This window comes from Sphingomonas trueperi (assembly GCF_040545665.1).
Taxonomy (GTDB): Bacteria; Pseudomonadota; Alphaproteobacteria; order Sphingomonadales; family Sphingomonadaceae; genus Sphingomonas; species Sphingomonas trueperi_B.
Map to the genome: position 1 here is coordinate 766,856 of NZ_JBEPMH010000001.1, position 16,683 is coordinate 783,538.

15 protein-coding genes are annotated in these 16,683 nt (G+C 67.8%); 5 read left to right on the forward strand and 10 right to left on the reverse strand.

Annotation, left to right across the window (positions count from 1 at the left end):
• Positions 1-24 precede the first annotated feature (24 nt).
• The 5 genes from ntrX to dusB all read right to left on the reverse strand — a co-directional run bounded on the left by ntrX (position 25) and on the right by dusB (position 7,282).
• Complete coding sequence (gene ntrX, locus ABIC65_RS03505) at positions 25-1,404, reverse strand: nitrogen assimilation response regulator NtrX (protein ID WP_354306772.1); 1,380 nt, start codon at positions 1,402-1,404, stop codon at positions 25-27.
• Entirely contained in the window at positions 1,401-3,668 is a 2,268-nt protein-coding gene (locus ABIC65_RS03510) for a sensor histidine kinase NtrY-like (protein WP_354306774.1), read from the reverse strand. Before ABIC65_RS03510 ends, ntrX begins: the two co-directional genes overlap by 4 nt.
• A 94-nt stretch (positions 3,669-3,762) precedes the next feature.
• On the reverse strand, positions 3,763-5,202 hold the full coding sequence (gene ntrC / locus ABIC65_RS03515; protein WP_354306776.1) for a nitrogen regulation protein NR(I): 1,440 nt from the start codon (positions 5,200-5,202) through the stop codon (positions 3,763-3,765).
• On the reverse strand, positions 5,199-6,308 hold the full coding sequence (locus ABIC65_RS03520) for a two-component system sensor histidine kinase NtrB (RefSeq protein WP_354306778.1): 1,110 nt from the start codon (positions 6,306-6,308) through the stop codon (positions 5,199-5,201). The genes ntrC and ABIC65_RS03520 overlap by 4 nt, the downstream gene beginning before the upstream one ends.
• The gene (dusB, locus tag ABIC65_RS03525; protein ID WP_354306780.1) at positions 6,284-7,282 is read right to left on the reverse strand and encodes a tRNA dihydrouridine synthase DusB; all 999 of its coding nucleotides are present in this window, start codon (positions 7,280-7,282) and stop codon (positions 6,284-6,286) included. The genes ABIC65_RS03520 and dusB overlap by 25 nt, the downstream gene beginning before the upstream one ends.
• 145 nt (positions 7,283-7,427) lie before the next feature.
• On the opposite strand from dusB, the gene ABIC65_RS03530 reads away from it, so the two are divergent.
• Together ABIC65_RS03530 and ABIC65_RS03535 are read left to right on the forward strand one after the other, a co-directional pair.
• Entirely contained in the window at positions 7,428-8,585 is a 1,158-nt protein-coding gene (locus tag ABIC65_RS03530; RefSeq protein ID WP_354306781.1) for a bifunctional 2-C-methyl-D-erythritol 4-phosphate cytidylyltransferase/2-C-methyl-D-erythritol 2,4-cyclodiphosphate synthase, read from the forward strand.
• Between the two features lie 39 nt (positions 8,586-8,624).
• A complete protein-coding gene (locus tag ABIC65_RS03535; RefSeq protein WP_093292630.1) occupies positions 8,625-9,161 on the forward strand; it encodes a CinA family protein in 537 nt (178 codons plus the stop codon).
• On the opposite strand, the gene ABIC65_RS03540 is transcribed toward ABIC65_RS03535, so the two are convergent.
• Positions 9,086-9,583 (reverse strand): type II toxin-antitoxin system RatA family toxin, encoded by a 498-nt coding sequence (locus ABIC65_RS03540; RefSeq protein WP_064312871.1) that lies wholly within the window; start codon positions 9,581-9,583, stop codon positions 9,086-9,088. The two genes, ABIC65_RS03535 and ABIC65_RS03540, sit on opposite strands and share 76 nt — an antisense overlap.
• Entirely contained in the window at positions 9,583-10,515 is a 933-nt protein-coding gene (lipA, locus tag ABIC65_RS03545) for a lipoyl synthase (RefSeq protein ID WP_093292634.1), read from the reverse strand. Before lipA ends, ABIC65_RS03540 begins: the two co-directional genes overlap by 1 nt.
• A gap of 130 nt (positions 10,516-10,645) precedes the next feature.
• On the opposite strand from lipA, the gene ABIC65_RS03550 reads away from it, so the two are divergent.
• Positions 10,646-11,275 carry a carbonic anhydrase gene (locus ABIC65_RS03550; RefSeq protein WP_354306784.1) on the forward strand — a complete coding sequence of 210 codons (630 nt, stop codon included), beginning with the start codon at positions 10,646-10,648 and terminating at the stop codon, positions 11,273-11,275.
• A 173-nt stretch (positions 11,276-11,448) separates the two neighbouring features.
• Here ABIC65_RS03550 and ABIC65_RS03555 read toward each other — a convergent pair whose 3' ends face one another.
• The 3 genes from ABIC65_RS03555 to aspS are packed head-to-tail and all read right to left on the reverse strand — an operon-like array spanning position 11,449 to position 15,069.
• Complete coding sequence (locus ABIC65_RS03555) at positions 11,449-12,225, reverse strand: polyphosphate kinase 2 family protein (protein ID WP_354306786.1); 777 nt, start codon at positions 12,223-12,225, stop codon at positions 11,449-11,451.
• An 8-nt stretch (positions 12,226-12,233) separates the two neighbouring features.
• Positions 12,234-13,250: a 2-hydroxyacid dehydrogenase gene (locus ABIC65_RS03560; protein ID WP_354306788.1), complete on the reverse strand. Its 1,017-nt coding sequence runs from the start codon at positions 13,248-13,250 to the stop codon at positions 12,234-12,236.
• A gap of 16 nt (positions 13,251-13,266) precedes the next feature.
• Positions 13,267-15,069 (reverse strand): aspartate--tRNA ligase, encoded by a 1,803-nt coding sequence (gene aspS, locus ABIC65_RS03565; RefSeq protein ID WP_354306789.1) that lies wholly within the window; start codon positions 15,067-15,069, stop codon positions 13,267-13,269.
• Positions 15,070-15,216: 147 nt separating this feature from the next.
• On the opposite strand from aspS, the gene rnd reads away from it, so the two are divergent.
• Both rnd and ABIC65_RS03575 read left to right on the forward strand, forming a co-directional pair.
• A complete protein-coding gene (rnd, locus tag ABIC65_RS03570; protein WP_354306791.1) occupies positions 15,217-16,392 on the forward strand; it encodes a ribonuclease D in 1,176 nt (391 codons plus the stop codon).
• On the forward strand, positions 16,389-16,679 hold the full coding sequence (locus tag ABIC65_RS03575; RefSeq protein WP_354306792.1) for an I78 family peptidase inhibitor: 291 nt from the start codon (positions 16,389-16,391) through the stop codon (positions 16,677-16,679). Before rnd ends, ABIC65_RS03575 begins: the two co-directional genes overlap by 4 nt.
• The last annotated feature ends 4 nt before the right edge of the window (positions 16,680-16,683 follow it).

Consider the following 16,683-nt stretch of genomic DNA (forward strand, 5'->3'; position numbering starts at 1 on the left):
CCGGACGCTTCCGTCCATAGCGGCTCAATCCTCGCGGGCGTCGGTGATGCCGAGCAGCTTGAGCTTGCGGTGCAGCGCCGAGCGCTCCATCCCGATGAAGCTCGCGGTGCGCGAGATGTTGCCCGAGAAGCGGCGGATCTGCACCCGCAGATATTCGCGCTCGAAGCTCTCGCGCGCTTCCTTGAGCGGGGCGCCCATGATCGCGTTCGACGCCATGCCGCTGCCGCCGTCACTCTGGCGGCCCAGCACCTCGGGGGGCAGCAGGTCGACGTCGATCCGGCCGATCCGGTCGCCGGGGGCCAGGATCACGGTGCGCTCGACGACGTTGCGCAGCTGGCGGACATTGCCCGGCCAGTCATAGCTCTGCAACGCGACCATCGCATCGGCGGCGATTTCCGGCGTCGGTACGCGCCGCTCGGAGGCATAGTGCGCCACATAATGCTCGACCAGCGCGGGGATGTCCTCGCGGCGATCGGTGAGTGCCGGGATCGGCACCGGCACCACGTTGAGCCGGTAATAGAGATCCTCGCGGAAGCGGCCGGCGGCGATCTCCGCCATCAGGTCGCGCGCGGTGGCAGAGACGACGCGGACGTCCACCTTCACCACGCGGGTGCCGCCGACGCGGCTGAAGCTCTGATCCGTCAGCACGCGCAGGATGCGCGCCTGGGTGGCGACCGGCATGTCGGCGATCTCGTCGAGGAACAGCGTGCCGCCATGCGCCTGTTCGAGCAGACCGGGGCGGACGAGATCGCCGCTCTCCTCGACACCGAACAGTTCGTCATCGACCCGGTCGGGCGTCATCCGCGCGGCGCTGACGATCACGAAGGGCGCATCGGCACGCTGGCTCCAGCCATGGAGCAGCCGCGCTGCGACTTCCTTGCCGACCCCAGCGCCGCCGGTGATCAGCACGCGGCTGCCGGTCGATGCGACCCGCTTGAGGGTGGCGCGCACCGTGTTGATCGCGGTCGAGGTGCCCTGCAGGTCGGTCCCCCGCCCCGTCACCGCGCGCAGCGAGGCGACTTCGCGCCGCAGCCGCTCGGTTTCGGTCGCGCGGGCGACCATCAGCAGCAGCCGCTCGGCTTCGAACGGCTTCTCGATGAAGTCCGAGGCGCCGCGTCGGATCGCCGCCACCGCAGTATCCAGATTGCCGTGCCCCGAAATCACCAGCACCGGGATCGAGGGATCGCGCCGCTTGATCTCGTCGAGCAGTTCCAGCCCGTCGAGCCGCGAGCCCTGTAGCCATACGTCGAGCAGCACCAGGCTCGGCCGCCGCTCGGCGATCGCCTCCAGCGCCGAGTCGCTGTCGGCCGCGTTGCGGGTGGCGTACCCCTCGTCCTCCAGCACGCCGGCTACCAGTTCGCGGATGTCGCGCTCGTCGTCGACGACGAGAATGTCCAGGCTCATGTTCTGCTTCCGATCCGGGTGAGCATGGCCGGGCGCGCGTCCTTCGCGTCGTCCGGCGTCTCCGTGAGTGCGACGCTGGCGAGCATCGCGGTATCGAAGCACAGCGTCACGAGCGTGCCGCCGCCGGGGCGGTCGGCAAAGCCGATCGTGCCGCAATGTTCTTCGACGATCTTCTTGACGATGGCGAGGCCCAGGCCGGTGCCCCGGCTGCGCGTCGTCATATAGGGCTCGACGATCCGGTCGCGCTCGACCGGCAGGCCGACGCCGTTGTCGGCGAGGGTGAGGACAAGTCGGTCGTCACCCTCGGGCTGGATGGTCAGGTGAACCTCGCCCTGCGGCAGGTCCGCCCCCTGCCCAGCCGCCTCGTTGCGTGCGTAAATCGCTTCGACCGCGTTCTTGACGATGTTGGTCAGCGCCTGGCCGATCTGGCGGCGATCGCACACCAGCGAGGGTGCCGGGTCGGGCGCGTCGAGGGTGAAGCGCAGCGCCGGATGCGCGACTTCGTGCAGGAACATCGCCTGGCGGGCGATGTCGAGCAGCGATTCCCGCCGGAACATCGGCTTGGGCATCCGTGCGAAGGACGAGAATTCGTCGACCATCCGCCGCAGGTCGCCGACCTGGCGGACGATCGTCTCGGTCAGCCGCGCGAACACGCCGTCGCTCTGGTCGACCTGCTTGCCATAGCGGCGCTGGAGCCGCTCGGCGGCGAGCTGGATCGGGGTGAGCGGGTTCTTGATTTCGTGCGCGATGCGGCGGGCGACGTCCGCCCAGGCAGCGCGGCGCTGGTCGTTGAGTTGCTGGGTGATGTCGTCGAAGGTGAGCACCTGGCCGCCCTCGTCGGTGGTGACCTTTACCGCGAGCGTCCGCGCCTCGCCGCTGCTGGCGATCTGCACGATCCCCTCGCGCTCGCCGCTGACCAGCATCGTCTCGAGCTCGGGGGCGAGCGCCTCCAGCGGCTGGCCGACCGGTTGTTCGGCGGCGTTGCGCAACAGCGCGATCGCCGAGGCGTTGATCAGCCGCACGCGGTGGTCGCCGCCGATCGCGATCACACCCGCCGACACGCCTGACATCACCGCCTCGATCAGCGCACGGCGGCTGTCGAGCTGGGCATTGGCGGTGACCAGCGCGTTGGTCTGATCCTGCAGGCGCTCGGTCATGCTGTTGAAGGCAATGCCGAGCGTGGCGATCTCGTCGATGCGCTCCGGCGTCGGCACGCGGGCGCTGAGGTCGCCGTCCGCCACCTGCCCGGCCGCCTGGACGAGCTGGTCGACCGGGCGCACCAGCCGGTCTGCCACCGCCAGCGCGATCCACGTAGCGATGCCCACGATCAGCAGCGCGACGCCGAACAGCACCGCATTGAACTGCAACTGGAGCGAGCGCGAGCGGGCGATCAGCGCCGAATATTCATGCCCGATCCGATCCGAGGCGAGGTTCTGCCGGTTGAGAAAGTCGACATTGTTCGGCGTCGCCACGTACAGGAACAGGTTGGCCGACCGGTCGACGGGTGTCACCACCCACACCATCTCGGAGTCGTAATTGATGTAGCTGTCCTCGTTGCGCAGCACATTGAGCACCTTGCCCGAGACGCGGCGCTTGAAGGTGGGCCCCGACGGTGCCTCATAGGCATAGAGCGCCTCTACCCGCTTGCCGTCGATCACGCGGAACAGCACCGACTGGAAGAACTGGCGGAAATAGGTCTGGCGGAGGAACCAGTCCTCAAAGACGGCAGAACGCTCGGGGACCTTGGGCGAGATTTCGAGCATGTCGCTCACCATCTGCCGCGCCTCGCCCTTCCACCGCTGGATCACCAGCGCCTTGCCCTCGTTGGCGAGCGCCTGGGTGGAGGTGAGCGCAGCGCGTGCCCGTTCCGATCCCCAGAGCTGGATGCCCGACTGGAACATGATCGAGGCGGCAATCACCGCCAGCACGATCGGCACGCTGGCCATCAGCGAGAATACCGCCACCAGCCGCACGTGCAGCCGCCCGCCCCCGGCCAGTGCCGACCGCGAGGTCCGCTTGAGCGCGATCCGCCGCCCGATCAGGACGATCAACGCGACATATGGGAGCAGGTTGACGAGGAGCAGTGCAGCGGCGACGCCCGGACTGAACAGCTGCTGGTTGGAATGCTGGCGAACGAACCAGTAGGTGATGACGGGGGTGGCGACGGCCAGCGCGACCACCAGCATCTCGACCAGCCGAAACGCCCGTCCGGGGCGCGACCAATCTTCAGGGCTATCGAGACTCGTTGGAGCTACGGCGACCATCGCCTCCTGTGTACACAGGGATTGTGGCCAAAAGAACACATAATATTGCGGATTTGTCACCCGCAAGCATCGGCCTGCCGCAGATCGCGTGTCGTCAGCTTGTCGGATCGTCCCCGCGCGTCGCAATTCCCAGCGTATCCAGTCGCTTGCGCAGCGTGTTCCGATTGATGCCCAGCGCCCGCGCCGCGCGCAGCTGGTTCTGCTGGTGGCGCGCGAGCATCATCTCGATCAGCGGTCGCTCCACCTCGCTGATGATCCGGTCGTAGAGCGTGCCGTCGTCGAGTGCGCGGGGCTCCTCGAGCGCGATCCGCTCCAGCCGGGCGCGGATCGCCGCCTCTATGCCGGCATCGCGGGCGACCGGCAGCACGCCGCCGCCGTCGCCCAGCGCGCGGCGAAGCGCCGCGGCATCGATCCATTCGTCGCGCGAGAGCGCCGCGATACGGCGCATCAGGTTCTCGAGCTCGCGGACGTTGCCCGGCCAGTCGAGCGTCTCAAGAAGCGCCACCGCATCCTTGTCGAGCTGCTTGCGCGGCAGCCCGTCCTCGGCGGCGCGGTCGAGGAAATGGCGGGCGAGCAGCGGGATGTCCTGGCGACGTTCGCGGAGCGCCGGCAGGCTGATCGGCACGACGTTGAGCCGGTAGAACAGGTCCTCGCGAAACTGACCGGCCTGCACCAGTTGCGCCAGGTCCTTGTTGGTCGCCGCGACGATGCGGACATCGGCGCGGATCGTCCGCGCACCGCCCACGGTGGTGAACTCGCCGGACTGGAGCACGCGAAGCAGCCGCGTTTGCGCGTCCATCGGCATGTCGCCGATCTCGTCGAGGAACAGCGTGCCGCCCGCCGCCTGCTCGAACTTGCCGGCCACCCGCGCCTGGGCGCCGGTGAAGGCGCCGCGCTCATGGCCGAACAGCTCGGCCTCGATCAGCTCGCGCGGTATCGCCGCCATGTTGAGCGCGACGAAGGGCGCACGGCGACGGGGCCCGAGATCGTGGATCGCCTTGGCGACCAGCTCCTTGCCGGTGCCCGACTCGCCGCTGATCAGCACGGTGAGGTCGTTGGAAACGACACGGGCGATCACCCGGTACACCTCCTGCATCGCCGGCGAGCGGCCGATCAGCGACGGACCCCCGCCCTGCTCGGCATCGGGCTGGTCGGTCGGGCGGCGGCGGCCGCGGGCCATCGCGCTCTGCACCGCATGGGTCAGCGCATCGAGGTCGAACGGCTTGGGGAGATAGTCGAAGGCACCTACTTCGGTGGCGCGCACCGCCGTCGCCAGCGTATTCTGCGCCGAGAAGACGATCACAGGCAGCGTTGGATGTTCGGCCATCAGGCCCGAGACGACGTCGAGGCCATTGCCGTCGGGCAGCACCACGTCGGTGACCAGCACGTCGGGCACGCCGGTAGTGAGCGCGCGGCGCAGCTCGGCGACGCTCGCGGCGGTGGCGACGCGGTGCCCCTCGCGCTTGAGCGCGGCGGCGACCACGGTGCGGATCGCGGCGTCGTCGTCGACGACGAGGACCGAGCCCGGCGTCATGCCGTGGCTCGCGGCAACAGGATGCGGAACACCGTAACCTCCGGTTCGCGTTCGCGGGCATATTGGACGATCCCGCCCATGTCCCGCACCAGTTTCTCGACGAGGGGGAGCCCCAGCCCCTTGCCCTCCGGTTTGCCCGAGACGAACGGCTCGAACAGATGCTCGGCGATATCGGCGGGGGCGCCCGGGCCGTTGTCCATCACGCAGATCTCGATCGGCAGCGGCCGGCGCGGCTGGCCGGGACCCGCGTTGACCGACATGCCGTGGCGGAACGCGGTCGACAGAATGATCCGCGGCTGGGCCAGGCCCTTCAGCGCCTCCGCCGCGTTCTTGAGCAGGTTGATCAGCACCTGCACGAACGCATCCCGATCGACCAGCACCGGCGGCAGCGAAGGGTCGAACCATTCCTCGATCACGATCCCGCGCGCGAACCCGGCCAGCGCCACGCGGCGGCCATGGTCGAGCAGCGGGTAGATGTTGGTCGGCGCGAGGTCGAGCGGCCGGGTGTCGGTAAAATCCTGCATCCGGTCGATCAGCGCGGCGATGCGATCGACTTCGGTGGTGATCAGCCGGGTGAGCTCGCCATTGGTCTCGGGGTCGCCGCCGCTCTGCAGCAGCTGCGCCGCGCCGCGGATGCCGGACAAGGGATTCTTGATTTCGTGCCCCAGCATCGCCGCCGCGCCGATCGCCGCGCGCGCGCCGGCGGTGCGGTCTAGGCCATGGTTCATTTTGCGGGCCTGGGGCGCGTGGTGGAGCGTCACGATCCGCCAGCCGGGGTGATCGGGCACCTGGCTTTCGAGAAAATCGACCCGCAACCGCAAACCGCGCACCGCCTCGATCTCGGCGTCGAACGCCGCGAAGCCACGCCCGTCGCGGCGATCGGCATAGTCCTCGGGCGGCAGCAGCACCGCGTCATAGGGCTGGCCGACCATGCTGGTCTCGCTGTGGTTGAGCAGCACCTCGCAGGCCGGGTTGGCATGGGCGATGCGGCCGTCCGGATCGAGCACGAGCACCGCCACCGGCAGCGCGCCGAACAGTTCGGCGAAACTTGGTCCTTCGACGGTTTGCGGGCGGAACCGCTTCAGGCCGCCGCGCGGGAAAGCCACGGCTCGTAGAACTCCGCCAGCATGTCGAGCACCTTCACCGGATCGACGACCTGGTTCACCTTGTTGCGGAACTCGGCCGAGCCGTGCAGCCCCTTGGTGTACCAGCCGAGATGCTTGCGCATCATGTTGACGCCCACCTCGTTGCCGTAATGGCCCAAGGTTTCGACATAATGCTCGGTGATCACGCGATATTGTTCTTCGATCGAGGGCTCGGGCTTGTCGCCCTTGCCGGTCAGCGCGTCCATCACCTGGCGGAGGATCCACGGCTTGCCATAGGCGCCGCGGCCGATCATCACGCCGTCCGCACCCGACTGCGCCAGCGCCTCGCGCGCATCGGCCACCGAACAGATGTCGCCGTTGACGATCACCGGGATTGAGACCGCGTCCTTCACCCGGCGCACGAAGCTCCAGTCGGCGCTGCCGCGATACATCTGGTTGCGGGTGCGGCCATGGACGGTGACCAGCTTGGCGCCGAGGTCCTGGGCGATCTTCGCGAGGTCGGGGGCGTTGAGGCTGTCGAGGTCCCAGCCCATCCGCATCTTGACCGTCACCGGTGCCTTCACCGCGTCGACACAGGCGCGGATGATCGCGCCGGCATGGTCGAGGTCGCGCATCAGCGCCGAGCCGGCATCGCCGTTGGTCACCTTGCGGACCGGGCAGCCCATGTTGATGTCGATGATCGACGCGCCACGATCCTCGTTGAGCTTGGCCGCTTCGGCCATCTCGTGCGGCGTGCAGCCGACGAGCTGCATCGAGACGGGCTCCTCGATCGGATCCCAGGCCGCTTTCTGCACCGATTGCCGCGTCTCGCGGATCGCGGCGGCGCTGGCAATCATCTCGGTGACGTTGAGGCCCGAGCCGAAGCGCCGCACCGCGCGCCTAAACGGCAGGTCGGTAACGCCGGTCATCGGCGCGAGCAGCACCGGGGCTTTGACCGTTACGGGGCCGATCTGGATGGGGGCGAGTTCGCGCATCAATTCTGCCTGAAAATCAGGCAGCGCATGTAGCGATCCGGGGCCGGAAGGGCAAGGTCGCAGAAATGCCGGCACGCCGTGACATAGCATTGCCCGACCGCCGCAGGCCTACCGCTGCCCCGCAAACTTCGCTAGGCGCTCCGCCATGACCGCGTTCAGGACCGCCGCCATCCTCGTCGCCGCAGGCAGCGGCACCCGCGCCGGGGGCAGCCTGCCCAAGCAATATGCGCTGCTCGGCGGCAAGCCGCTGCTCGCTTATGCCCACCGGGCGCTGAGCAGCCACCCGAAGATCGACGCGGTGCTCACCGTGATCGGCGAAGGCCAGGAAGCGCTGCTCGAAGCCGCGCTGGGCACCACCCCGTTCGTCACCGGCGGCGCCACGCGCCGCGAGTCGGTGCGGAACGGACTGGAGGCGATGCTCGCCGGCAGCTTCACCCATGTCCTGATCCACGACGCCGCCCGGCCCTTTCTTCCGGCGCGGATCATCGACGACCTGCTCGCTAGCCTCGATGTCGAAGGCGGTGCGATCCCTGCCCTCCCCGTGACCGACACGCTGGTACGCGGCGAGAGCGCGCTGATCGGCGACACCGTGCCGCGCGCCGATCTCTACCGCGTCCAGACTCCGCAGGCCTTCGCCTTCGACACCATTCTCGATGCGCACCGCCGCTGGCCCGAAGATCAGGAGGCGACCGACGATGCCCAGATGCTGCGCGCGATCGGCGGCCAGGTCGCGCTCGTTCCCGGAGATCCGATGCTCGAAAAGATCACCCATCCCGCCGATTTCGCCGCCGCCGAGACGCGCCTGGCCGCCGCCATGCGGGTCCGCGCCGCCACCGGCTATGACGTCCATCGTTTCGCCGAGGGCGAGGCGCTGTGGCTCGGCGGCGTGCGCATTCCGCACAGCAAGGGCCTGTCGGGCCATAGCGACGCCGATGTCGCGCTCCACGCGATCACCGATGCGCTGCTCGGCACGATCGGCGCGGGCGATATCGGCATGCACTTCCCGCCCAGCGACCCGCAGTGGCGCGGGGCGGCCTCGGCTCGCTTCCTCGAACATGCGGCGTCGCTGGTCGCGGCCGAGGGCGGCATCCTCGACTTCATCGATCTGACCCTGATCTGCGAGGCGCCCAAGATCGGCCCGCATCGCGAGGCGATCCGCGCCTCGATCGCAGCGATCCTCGGTCTCGATCCGAGCCAGGTGAGCGTGAAGGCGACCACCACCGAACGCCTCGGTTTCACCGGCCGCGGCGAGGGCATGGCGGCGCAGGCTGTCGCCACGGTACGCGTGCCTGCAAGGAACTGACTCGTAACACCCTTCATCCAATGGCAAGGGGGCGCCATCATGGACACGATTCTTCCCACCGAGCTCGTAGAAGCCGCGCGTAAGGTCATCGACGCGAACCGCGCCGCCGGTCGCCGCGTCGCCGTCGCCGAAAGCTGCACCGGCGGCCTGGTCTCCGCCGCGCTGACCGAATTGCCGGGTTCGTCCGACGTCTTCGACGCCGGGTTCGTCACCTATTCCAATGACGCCAAGATGGACGTGCTGAAGGTGAGCCTCGATGTGCTCGAAACCTTCGGCGCGGTCTCGATCGCGGTCGCCTGGAGCATGGCGCAGGGCGTGCTGGAGCGGACCAAGGCCGATGTCGCGGTCGCGATCACCGGCATCGCCGGCCCGGGCGGGGCGACCGAGAACAAGCCGGTCGGCACCGTCGTGTTCGCCCAGGCGATCCGCGGCGCCGATCCCAAGCACGTCGTCGCCGACGCACGCCATTTCGAGGACAACGGTCGCGGCGGCATCCGCCTTCAGGCGGCGTTGTGCGCGCTCGACCTGTTGATGCCGTCGCCCGAGGTACCGGTCGAGGAACCCGAAGCCGCATAAAGCTTCGCCGCGCGCTCCTCGAAGGCACCGATCATCTTGCGGAGCGCGCGGTCGAACACCTGGCCGGCCAGCATCTCGAACACCCGGTTCTTGAACGCGAAGTCGACGCAGAAATCGACGTAACAGCCGCCCTGCCCGTCCGGCCGGAACTTCCAGTCGTTCGACAGGTGCTTGAGCGGCCCATCGACATATTCGACATGGACGGTCTCGGGCCGCGCCTTGGTGACGCGCGAGGTGAAGGTCTCGCGCAGCCCCTTGAAGCCGACGATCATGTCCGCGACCACCTGGGTCTCGCTCGACGAGCGTACGCGCATCGCGCTCACCCAGGGCAGGAACTCGGGGTAGCGCGCGACATCGGCCACCAGATCGAACATCTGTTCCGGCGTGTAGGGGAGTTGCCGGGTTTCGCTGTGCTTGGGCATCAGGCCTTGGCGCTCGCCTTCGCCAGCTTGGCCTCGCGGGCCGCGCGCATCTCGGCGAAATCCTCGCCGGCGTGATAGCTGGAACGCGTGAGCGGGGTCGAGGCGACCTGGAGGAAGCCCTTGGCCCGCGCGATCGCGCCATAGGCCTGGAAGTTCTGCGGGGTCACGAACTCCTCGACCTTGGCGTGCTTCGGCGTCGGCTGAAGATACTGGCCCATGGTGAGGAAATCGATGTCGGCCGAGCGCATGTCGTCCATCACCTGGTGCACTTCCAGGCGCTGCTCGCCCAGACCCAGCATGATGCCCGACTTGGTGAAGATCGACGGATCGAGCCGCTTCACCGTCTCCAGCAGGCGCAGCGACGCATAGTAGCGCGCGCCCGGACGGATCATCGGATAGAGCCTCGGGACCGTCTCGAGATTGTGGTTGTACACGTCCGGCCGCGCGGCGACGATCGCCTCGACGGCGGCTTCGTGCTTGTTGCGGAAGTCAGGCGTGAGGATCTCGATCGTGGTGGTCGGGCTCGCCTTGCGGATCGCCTCGATCACCTTGACGAACTGGCTGGCGCCGCCGTCGGGCAGATCGTCACGGTCTACCGAGGTGATGACGATATGCTCGAGACCCATCTGCACCGCCGCCTCGGCGACGTGCTGCGGCTCGAGCGGATCGACCTTGCGCGGCATGCCGGTCTTGACGTTGCAGAAGCGGCAGGCACGCGTGCACACGTCGCCCAGGATCATCACCGTTGCGTGCTTCTTGGTCCAGCACTCGCCGATGTTCGGGCAAGCGGCTTCCTCGCACACGGTCGTGAGGTTTTTCGAGCGCATCAGCGCACGGGTCTTGGCGAACCCTTCGGACGTGGGCGCCTTGACGCGGATCCAGTCGGGCTTGCGGAGGCGTTCGGGCCGGGCCAGCGGAGTCTGCTCGTTCATGGGGGGCAGATAGAGCGCCCGGACGCATTTCGCCAGTCCCGGAAATTGCGCATGGCGTTGCACGGAGCGTAAGCGCGCGATCGGCGTTGTCGCCGTCGACAATCTCCAGAAGGACGATTAGGCGAGGCATATGGCAGGATTTCAAGAACTGATCGGCGGCTATCACCGCTTCCGCACCGAAGGCTGGAGCCAGCAGCGCGCCCGCTGGGCCGAGCTGTCCGAGGGGCAGAGTCCCAAGGTGATGGTGATCGCCTGCTCGGATAGCCGAGTCGATCCGGCGCAGATTTTCGATACCTCGCCGGGCGAGATCTTCGTGGTGCGCAATGTCGCCAATCTCGTGCCGCCCTATGAGACCGATGGCGGACGCCACGGCGTCTCGGCCGCGCTCGAGTTCGCGGTGACACAGCTCAAGGTCCAGGAAATCGTGGTGATGGGGCACGGTGCCTGCGGCGGCGCGCACGCCGCGCTGACCGAACGCTTCGCCGATGCCGAGCAGGGCGAAGGCGGCTTCATCGCACACTGGGTCGACATGCTCGACGAGGCCCGTGACAAGGTCCGCGCCGAATTCGGCGAGGGTCCGGAGGCCGTGAAGGCGATGGAGCACGAGACCGTCCGAGTCTCGATGCGCAACCTGCGCACCTTCCCCTTTGTCGCCGAGCGCGAAGCGGCCGGCGACCTGACGCTCCACGGCGCCTATTTCGCGATCGCCGACGGCGTGCTCCACGTGATGGGCAACGACGGGACGTTCGCGGCGGCATAACCTTCTAAATCCTCCCCGGCACGGAGAGGGGGACCATGCGAAGCATGGTGGAGGGGCCGCCGCGGCAGCGGCGGTACAGCCGAAGCTCCAGGCACGCCCGCGCCTCCGGCGCGGCCCCTCCACCACCGCCTTCGGCGGCGGTCCCCCTCCCCGTGCCGGGGAGGAATTTAGCGCTAGAACTTCCCCAGCGCTTCGGTCGCCACCTTCACGACCTCCGGGTCGAGCTCCGGCGGCACCATCGGCACGTGTTTCTCCAGCTGCTCGGCGATGGCGGTCAGCGCCGCGATCCGCGCCGCCTTCTTGTTGTTCCCGTCGATCACCGTCCAGCGTGCATGCGGCGTATCGGTCTCGTGGAACATCTCGTGCATCGCATCGAGATAGTCCGCCCGCCGCGCGCGATTGCGAAAATCGTCCATGCCGGTCTTCCAGCGCTTCCAAGGATGGGTCAGCCGGTCGCGCAGCCTTTTGTCCTGAGTCTTCTGCGTCACATGCAGGAAGATCTTGATCAGCGTCGCGCCGTTGTTGACCTGCTGCGCCTCGAAATCGTTGATCTCGGCATAGCCGCGCCGCCAGTCGGTCTCGCTGGCATAGCCCTCCACCCGCTCGACCAGCACGCGGCCGTACCAGGTGCGGTCGAACACCGCGATGTTGTGCTGGGCGGGCAATCGCTGCCAGAACCGCCAGAGGAAGTGGTGCGAGAGTTCTTCCTGCGTCGGCGCAGAAATCGGCCACACCTCATAGTAGCGCGGGTCCCATTCGGCGGTGAGGCGCTTGATCACGCCCCCCTTACCCGCCGCGTCCCAGCCCTCGAACGCCACGATCGCGCGGCGCTTGTGGATGATATGCGCAGTCTGGATATGGCTCAGCCGCTTCTGCAGCTTGGCGAGTTCGATTTCGTAATCGCCGTCGAAGGGGTCGCCGGCCTCGTAGTCGGAAAGATCGATGGTCATGGGAGTCCCTAACGTGCAGGCGCGATCAAGGCTGCATCGACGCGGTTGGCGAGCGGGCGGCCGGCTTCAAAGTCGGCGATGCTGGCGAGCGTCGTCTCCGCGATCGCCGACAGCGCCTCCTCGGTGAGGAAGGCCTGATGGCCGGTGACCAGCACGTTGGGGAAGGTGAGCAGCCGCTGGAACTGATCGTCGGCGATGATCTCGTTCGACAGGTCCTCGAAGAACAGGTCGGCTTCCTGCTCGTACACGTCGAGCGCCACGGCGCGGATCTTGCGGGACTTCAGCCCCTCGATCAGCGCGGCCGTGTCGATCAGCGCGCCGCGGCTGGTGTTGACGATCACCAGCCCGTCGCGCGCCTCGGCGATCGCCTGCGCATTGATCAGCCGGTGGGTGTCGGGGGTGAGCGGGCAGTGTAGAGTGAGGATCTCGGCGGTGCGCAGCAGTTCCTCACGCGGCACATAGCGAACGCCGATCGCCTCTAGGTCGGGATCGGCGTGGAGATCGCTCGCCAGCACGGTGCAGCCGAAGCCGGCGCGCAGCGCGCGGGCGACCAGCGCGCCGATCTTGCCGGTGCCGATCACCCCGACGGTGCGGCCGTGCAGATTGCGACCGATCAGCCCGTCCAGCGCGAAGTTGTTTTCCCGCACCCGCGACCAGGCGCGGGGAATCTGGCGGTCCACCGCGAGCAGCAGCCCGATGGTGAACTCCGCCACCGCATGCGGCGAATAGGCGGGCACGCGCACCACGGTGATGCCCAGCCGCTCCGCCGCCGCAAGGTCGACATTGTTGAAGCCCGCGCAACGCAGCGCCACCAGCCGCACGCCGACCTTGGCCAGCGCCTCCAGCACGTCCGCATCGACGCCGTCATTGACGAACACGCAAACCGCCTCGTGCCCCGCCGCCAGCGTGGCGGTCAGCACATCGAGGCGGGGTTCGAGGAAGGTCAGGTCGTGGCCGAAGCGGGCGTTCGCCTCGGAAAGGAAGCGGCGGTCATAGGCCTTGGTGTTGAACACCGCGACGCGCATGACCGCCCCGCCCCGCTCAGCCGGCCTTGGGGCCGTCGACGCCCGGCGCCAGGCGGATGTGCAGTTCCTTGAGCTGCTTGTCGCTCACCGCGGACGGCGCGTGCATCATCAGGTCCTCGGCCTTCTGCGTCATCGGGAAGGCGATCACCTCGCGGATGTTCGGCTCGTCGGCGAGCAGCATCACGATGCGGTCGACACCCGGGGCCGAGCCGCCGTGCGGCGGCGCGCCGAACTTGAAGGCGTTGATCATGCCCGCGAAGTTGGTGTCGACATCCGCCTGCGTATAGCCGGCGATCTCGAACGCCTTGTACATGATCTCCGGCTTGTGGTTCCGGATCGCGCCCGAGGACAGCTCGATGCCATTGCAGACGATGTCGTACTGGTAGGCGAGGATGTCGAGCGGATCCTTGGTCTCCAGCGCCTCCAGCTCGCCCTGCGGCATCGAGAAGGGGTTGTGGCTGAAATCGACCTTCTTCGCGTCCTCGTCATATTCGAACATCGGGAAGTCGACGATCCAGCAGAACTCGAAGCGCTTCTTGTCGATCAGTTCCAGCTGCTCGGCAGCGCGGGTGCGCGCGAGGCCGGCGAGCTTGGCCGCCTGCGCTTCCTTGCCCGCGGCGAAGAAGATGCCGTCGTTCGGGCCCAGGCCCATCGCCTCGGCCATCGCCTTCATGCCGTCCTGGCCATGATTGTTGGCGATCGGGCCGCCGAACACGCCGTCCTTCTGCGTCGCATAGCCGAGGCCGGGGAAGCCTTCGCTCTGCGCCCAGCTGTTCATGTCGTCGAAGAACTTGCGGCTCTTCTCGTGCGTGCCCGGCGCCGGGATCGCGCGGACGACGTCGCCGCCCTCGACGATCGAAGCGAAGCGGCCGAAGCCCGAGCCCTTGAAGAACTCCGACACGTCGGTGATGACCAGCGGGTTGCGCAGGTCCGGCTTGTCGTTGCCGTACTTGAGCATCGATTCGCGATACGGGATGCGCTTGAACGGCAGCGCGCTGACGCTGCGGCCCATGCCCTCCCAGTCGGCGAATTCCTCGAACACGCCGTGGAGCACCGGCTCGATCGCGGCGAACACGTCGTCCTGGGTGACGAAGCTCATCTCGAAATCGAGCTGGTAGAATTCGCCCGGCGAGCGATCGGCGCGGGCGTCCTCGTCGCGGAAGCAGGGGGCGATCTGGAAATAGCGGTCGAAGCCCGCCACCATCAGCAGCTGCTTGAACATCTGCGGCGCCTGCGGGAGCGCATAGAACTTGCCCGGATGGACGCGGCTGGGGACGAGATAGTCGCGCGCGCCCTCGGGGCTCGACGCGGTGAGGATCGGGGTCTGGAACTCGGTGAAGCCCTGGTCGATCATCCGGCGGCGGAGTGACGCGATCACGTTCGAGCGCAGCAGGATGTTCTTGTGGACCTTCTCGCGGCGCAGATCGAGATAGCGGTTCCGCAGGCGGATCTCTTCGGGATATTCCTGCTCGCCGAACACCGGCATCGGCAGATCGGCGGCGGCCGACTGGACGGTCACCTCGGCGGCGCGGACCTCGATCTCGCCGGTCGGCAGGTTCGGGTTCACCACGCTGGCATCGCGCGCGACGACCGTGCCGGTGACGGTGATCACCGATTCGGAACGCAGCGACTCGATCGCCTCGAAGGCCGGGCCGCTCGCGTCGGTGACGATCTGGGTGATCCCGTAATGGTCGCGCAGGTCGACGAACACCAGGTCGCCATGGTCGCGCTTGCGGTGCACCCAGCCCGACAGGCGGACGGTTTGCCCGACGTCCGCGGAGCGAAGCTGGGCGCAGGTGTGGGTGCGATAGGCGTGCATATTGCGGTTCTTCTCACCTTGTCGTCATCGCCGCCCGGTGGGGCGGTGCCGGATCGGGCCGGCGCGACGATATTGAAACACTATGACCGCGCGCATTCCGGTCACACCCCACTTTTGTCAACCCGAAGACCGGTATATGGGCATCCGATGCACATTCATGGTCTGATCGAAGATAGCGTCACCCTCGCCGATCTCTGCAAACGCCTCGCGAAGTCCGACTTCATCACGGTCGATACCGAGTTCATGCGGGAAAACAGCTACTGGCCCGAGCTCTGCCTGATCCAGGTGGCGAACGACAAGGAGGCCGCGGCGATCGATCCGATGAACCCGGATCTCGACATGGGGCCCCTGCTCGACCTGCTCGTCAAGAATGAGGACGTGCTCAAGGTGTTCCATGCCGGCGGCCAGGACATCGAGATCGTCTACAACCTCACCGGCAAGACCCCGCACCCGATGTTCGACACCCAGGTCGCCGCGATGGCGCTCGGCCAGGGCGAGCAGATCGGCTATTCCAACCTCGTCGACACATATCTCGGCATCGTCGTCGACAAGGGCGCCCGCTTCACCGACTGGGCGCGCCGCCCGCTCGACAAGCGCCAGATCGACTATGCCATCGCCGATGTCACCCACCTCTCCGCGATCTTCCCCAAGATGCTGGAGAAGCTGCGCAAGTCCGGCCGCGGCGTGTGGCTGGACCAGGAGATGGAGCGCATCTCCGACCCCGAGAACTACCGCAACGATCCCGACCAGGTGTGGCAGCGCGTCCGCATCAACAGCCGCAAGCCCGAGGTGCTCGGCCGGCTCAAGGCGCTGGCCCGCTGGCGCGAGCTGGAAGCGCAGGGCAAGGACCTGCCGCGCGGCCGCATCGTCAAGGACGAGACGCTCGCCGACATCGCCGCCAACCCGCCGCGCAAGCAGAGCGATCTCGCCAAGGTGCGCGGCCTCTCTGCCGCCTGGGCGGGCAACGATATCGGCGGACGGATGATGGCGGCGATCGCCGAGTCGAAGCCGATGCCGGCCGACGAGATGCCCGGCCGCGAGGAGCGCAAGCCGTCGCTCGGCAAGGACGGCGCGCTGGTCGCCGATCTGCTCAAGCTGCTGCTCAAGATCCGCGCAAAGGAAGTCAACGTCGCCCCCCGCCTGCTCGCGCGGTCGGAGGATCTCGAGGCGCTCGCCGCCGGGGTCCGCAAGGACCTGCCGATCCTCGAAGGCTGGCGTTACGAGCAGTTCGGACGCGATGCGCTCGCGCTGGTGGAAGGCCAGCTCGGCTTCGCGGTGCGCAACGGCAAGCTCAAGATGACCCGCACGGAGGACCCGGCGTGATCCGCGCCCTCACCTTCCTCGCCCTTGCCGGTGCCGCCGCCGGCTGTGCGCCGCAGAAGAAGGCCGAACCGATGCCCGCGATGGTCGAATGCGACGCCAACCGGGTGCTGGACCTCAAGGGCAAGCAGCGCTCGCCCGCGATCGAGGCCGATGCGCTGGCCCGCTCGGGCGCCAAGCGCGTGCGCTGGATCGAGCCGGGCTCGGCGGTGACGATGGACTTCCGCATCGACCGGCTGAACCTCCACGTCGACGCGGCCGGCACGATCACCGACGCCCGCTGCGGCTGAGGCC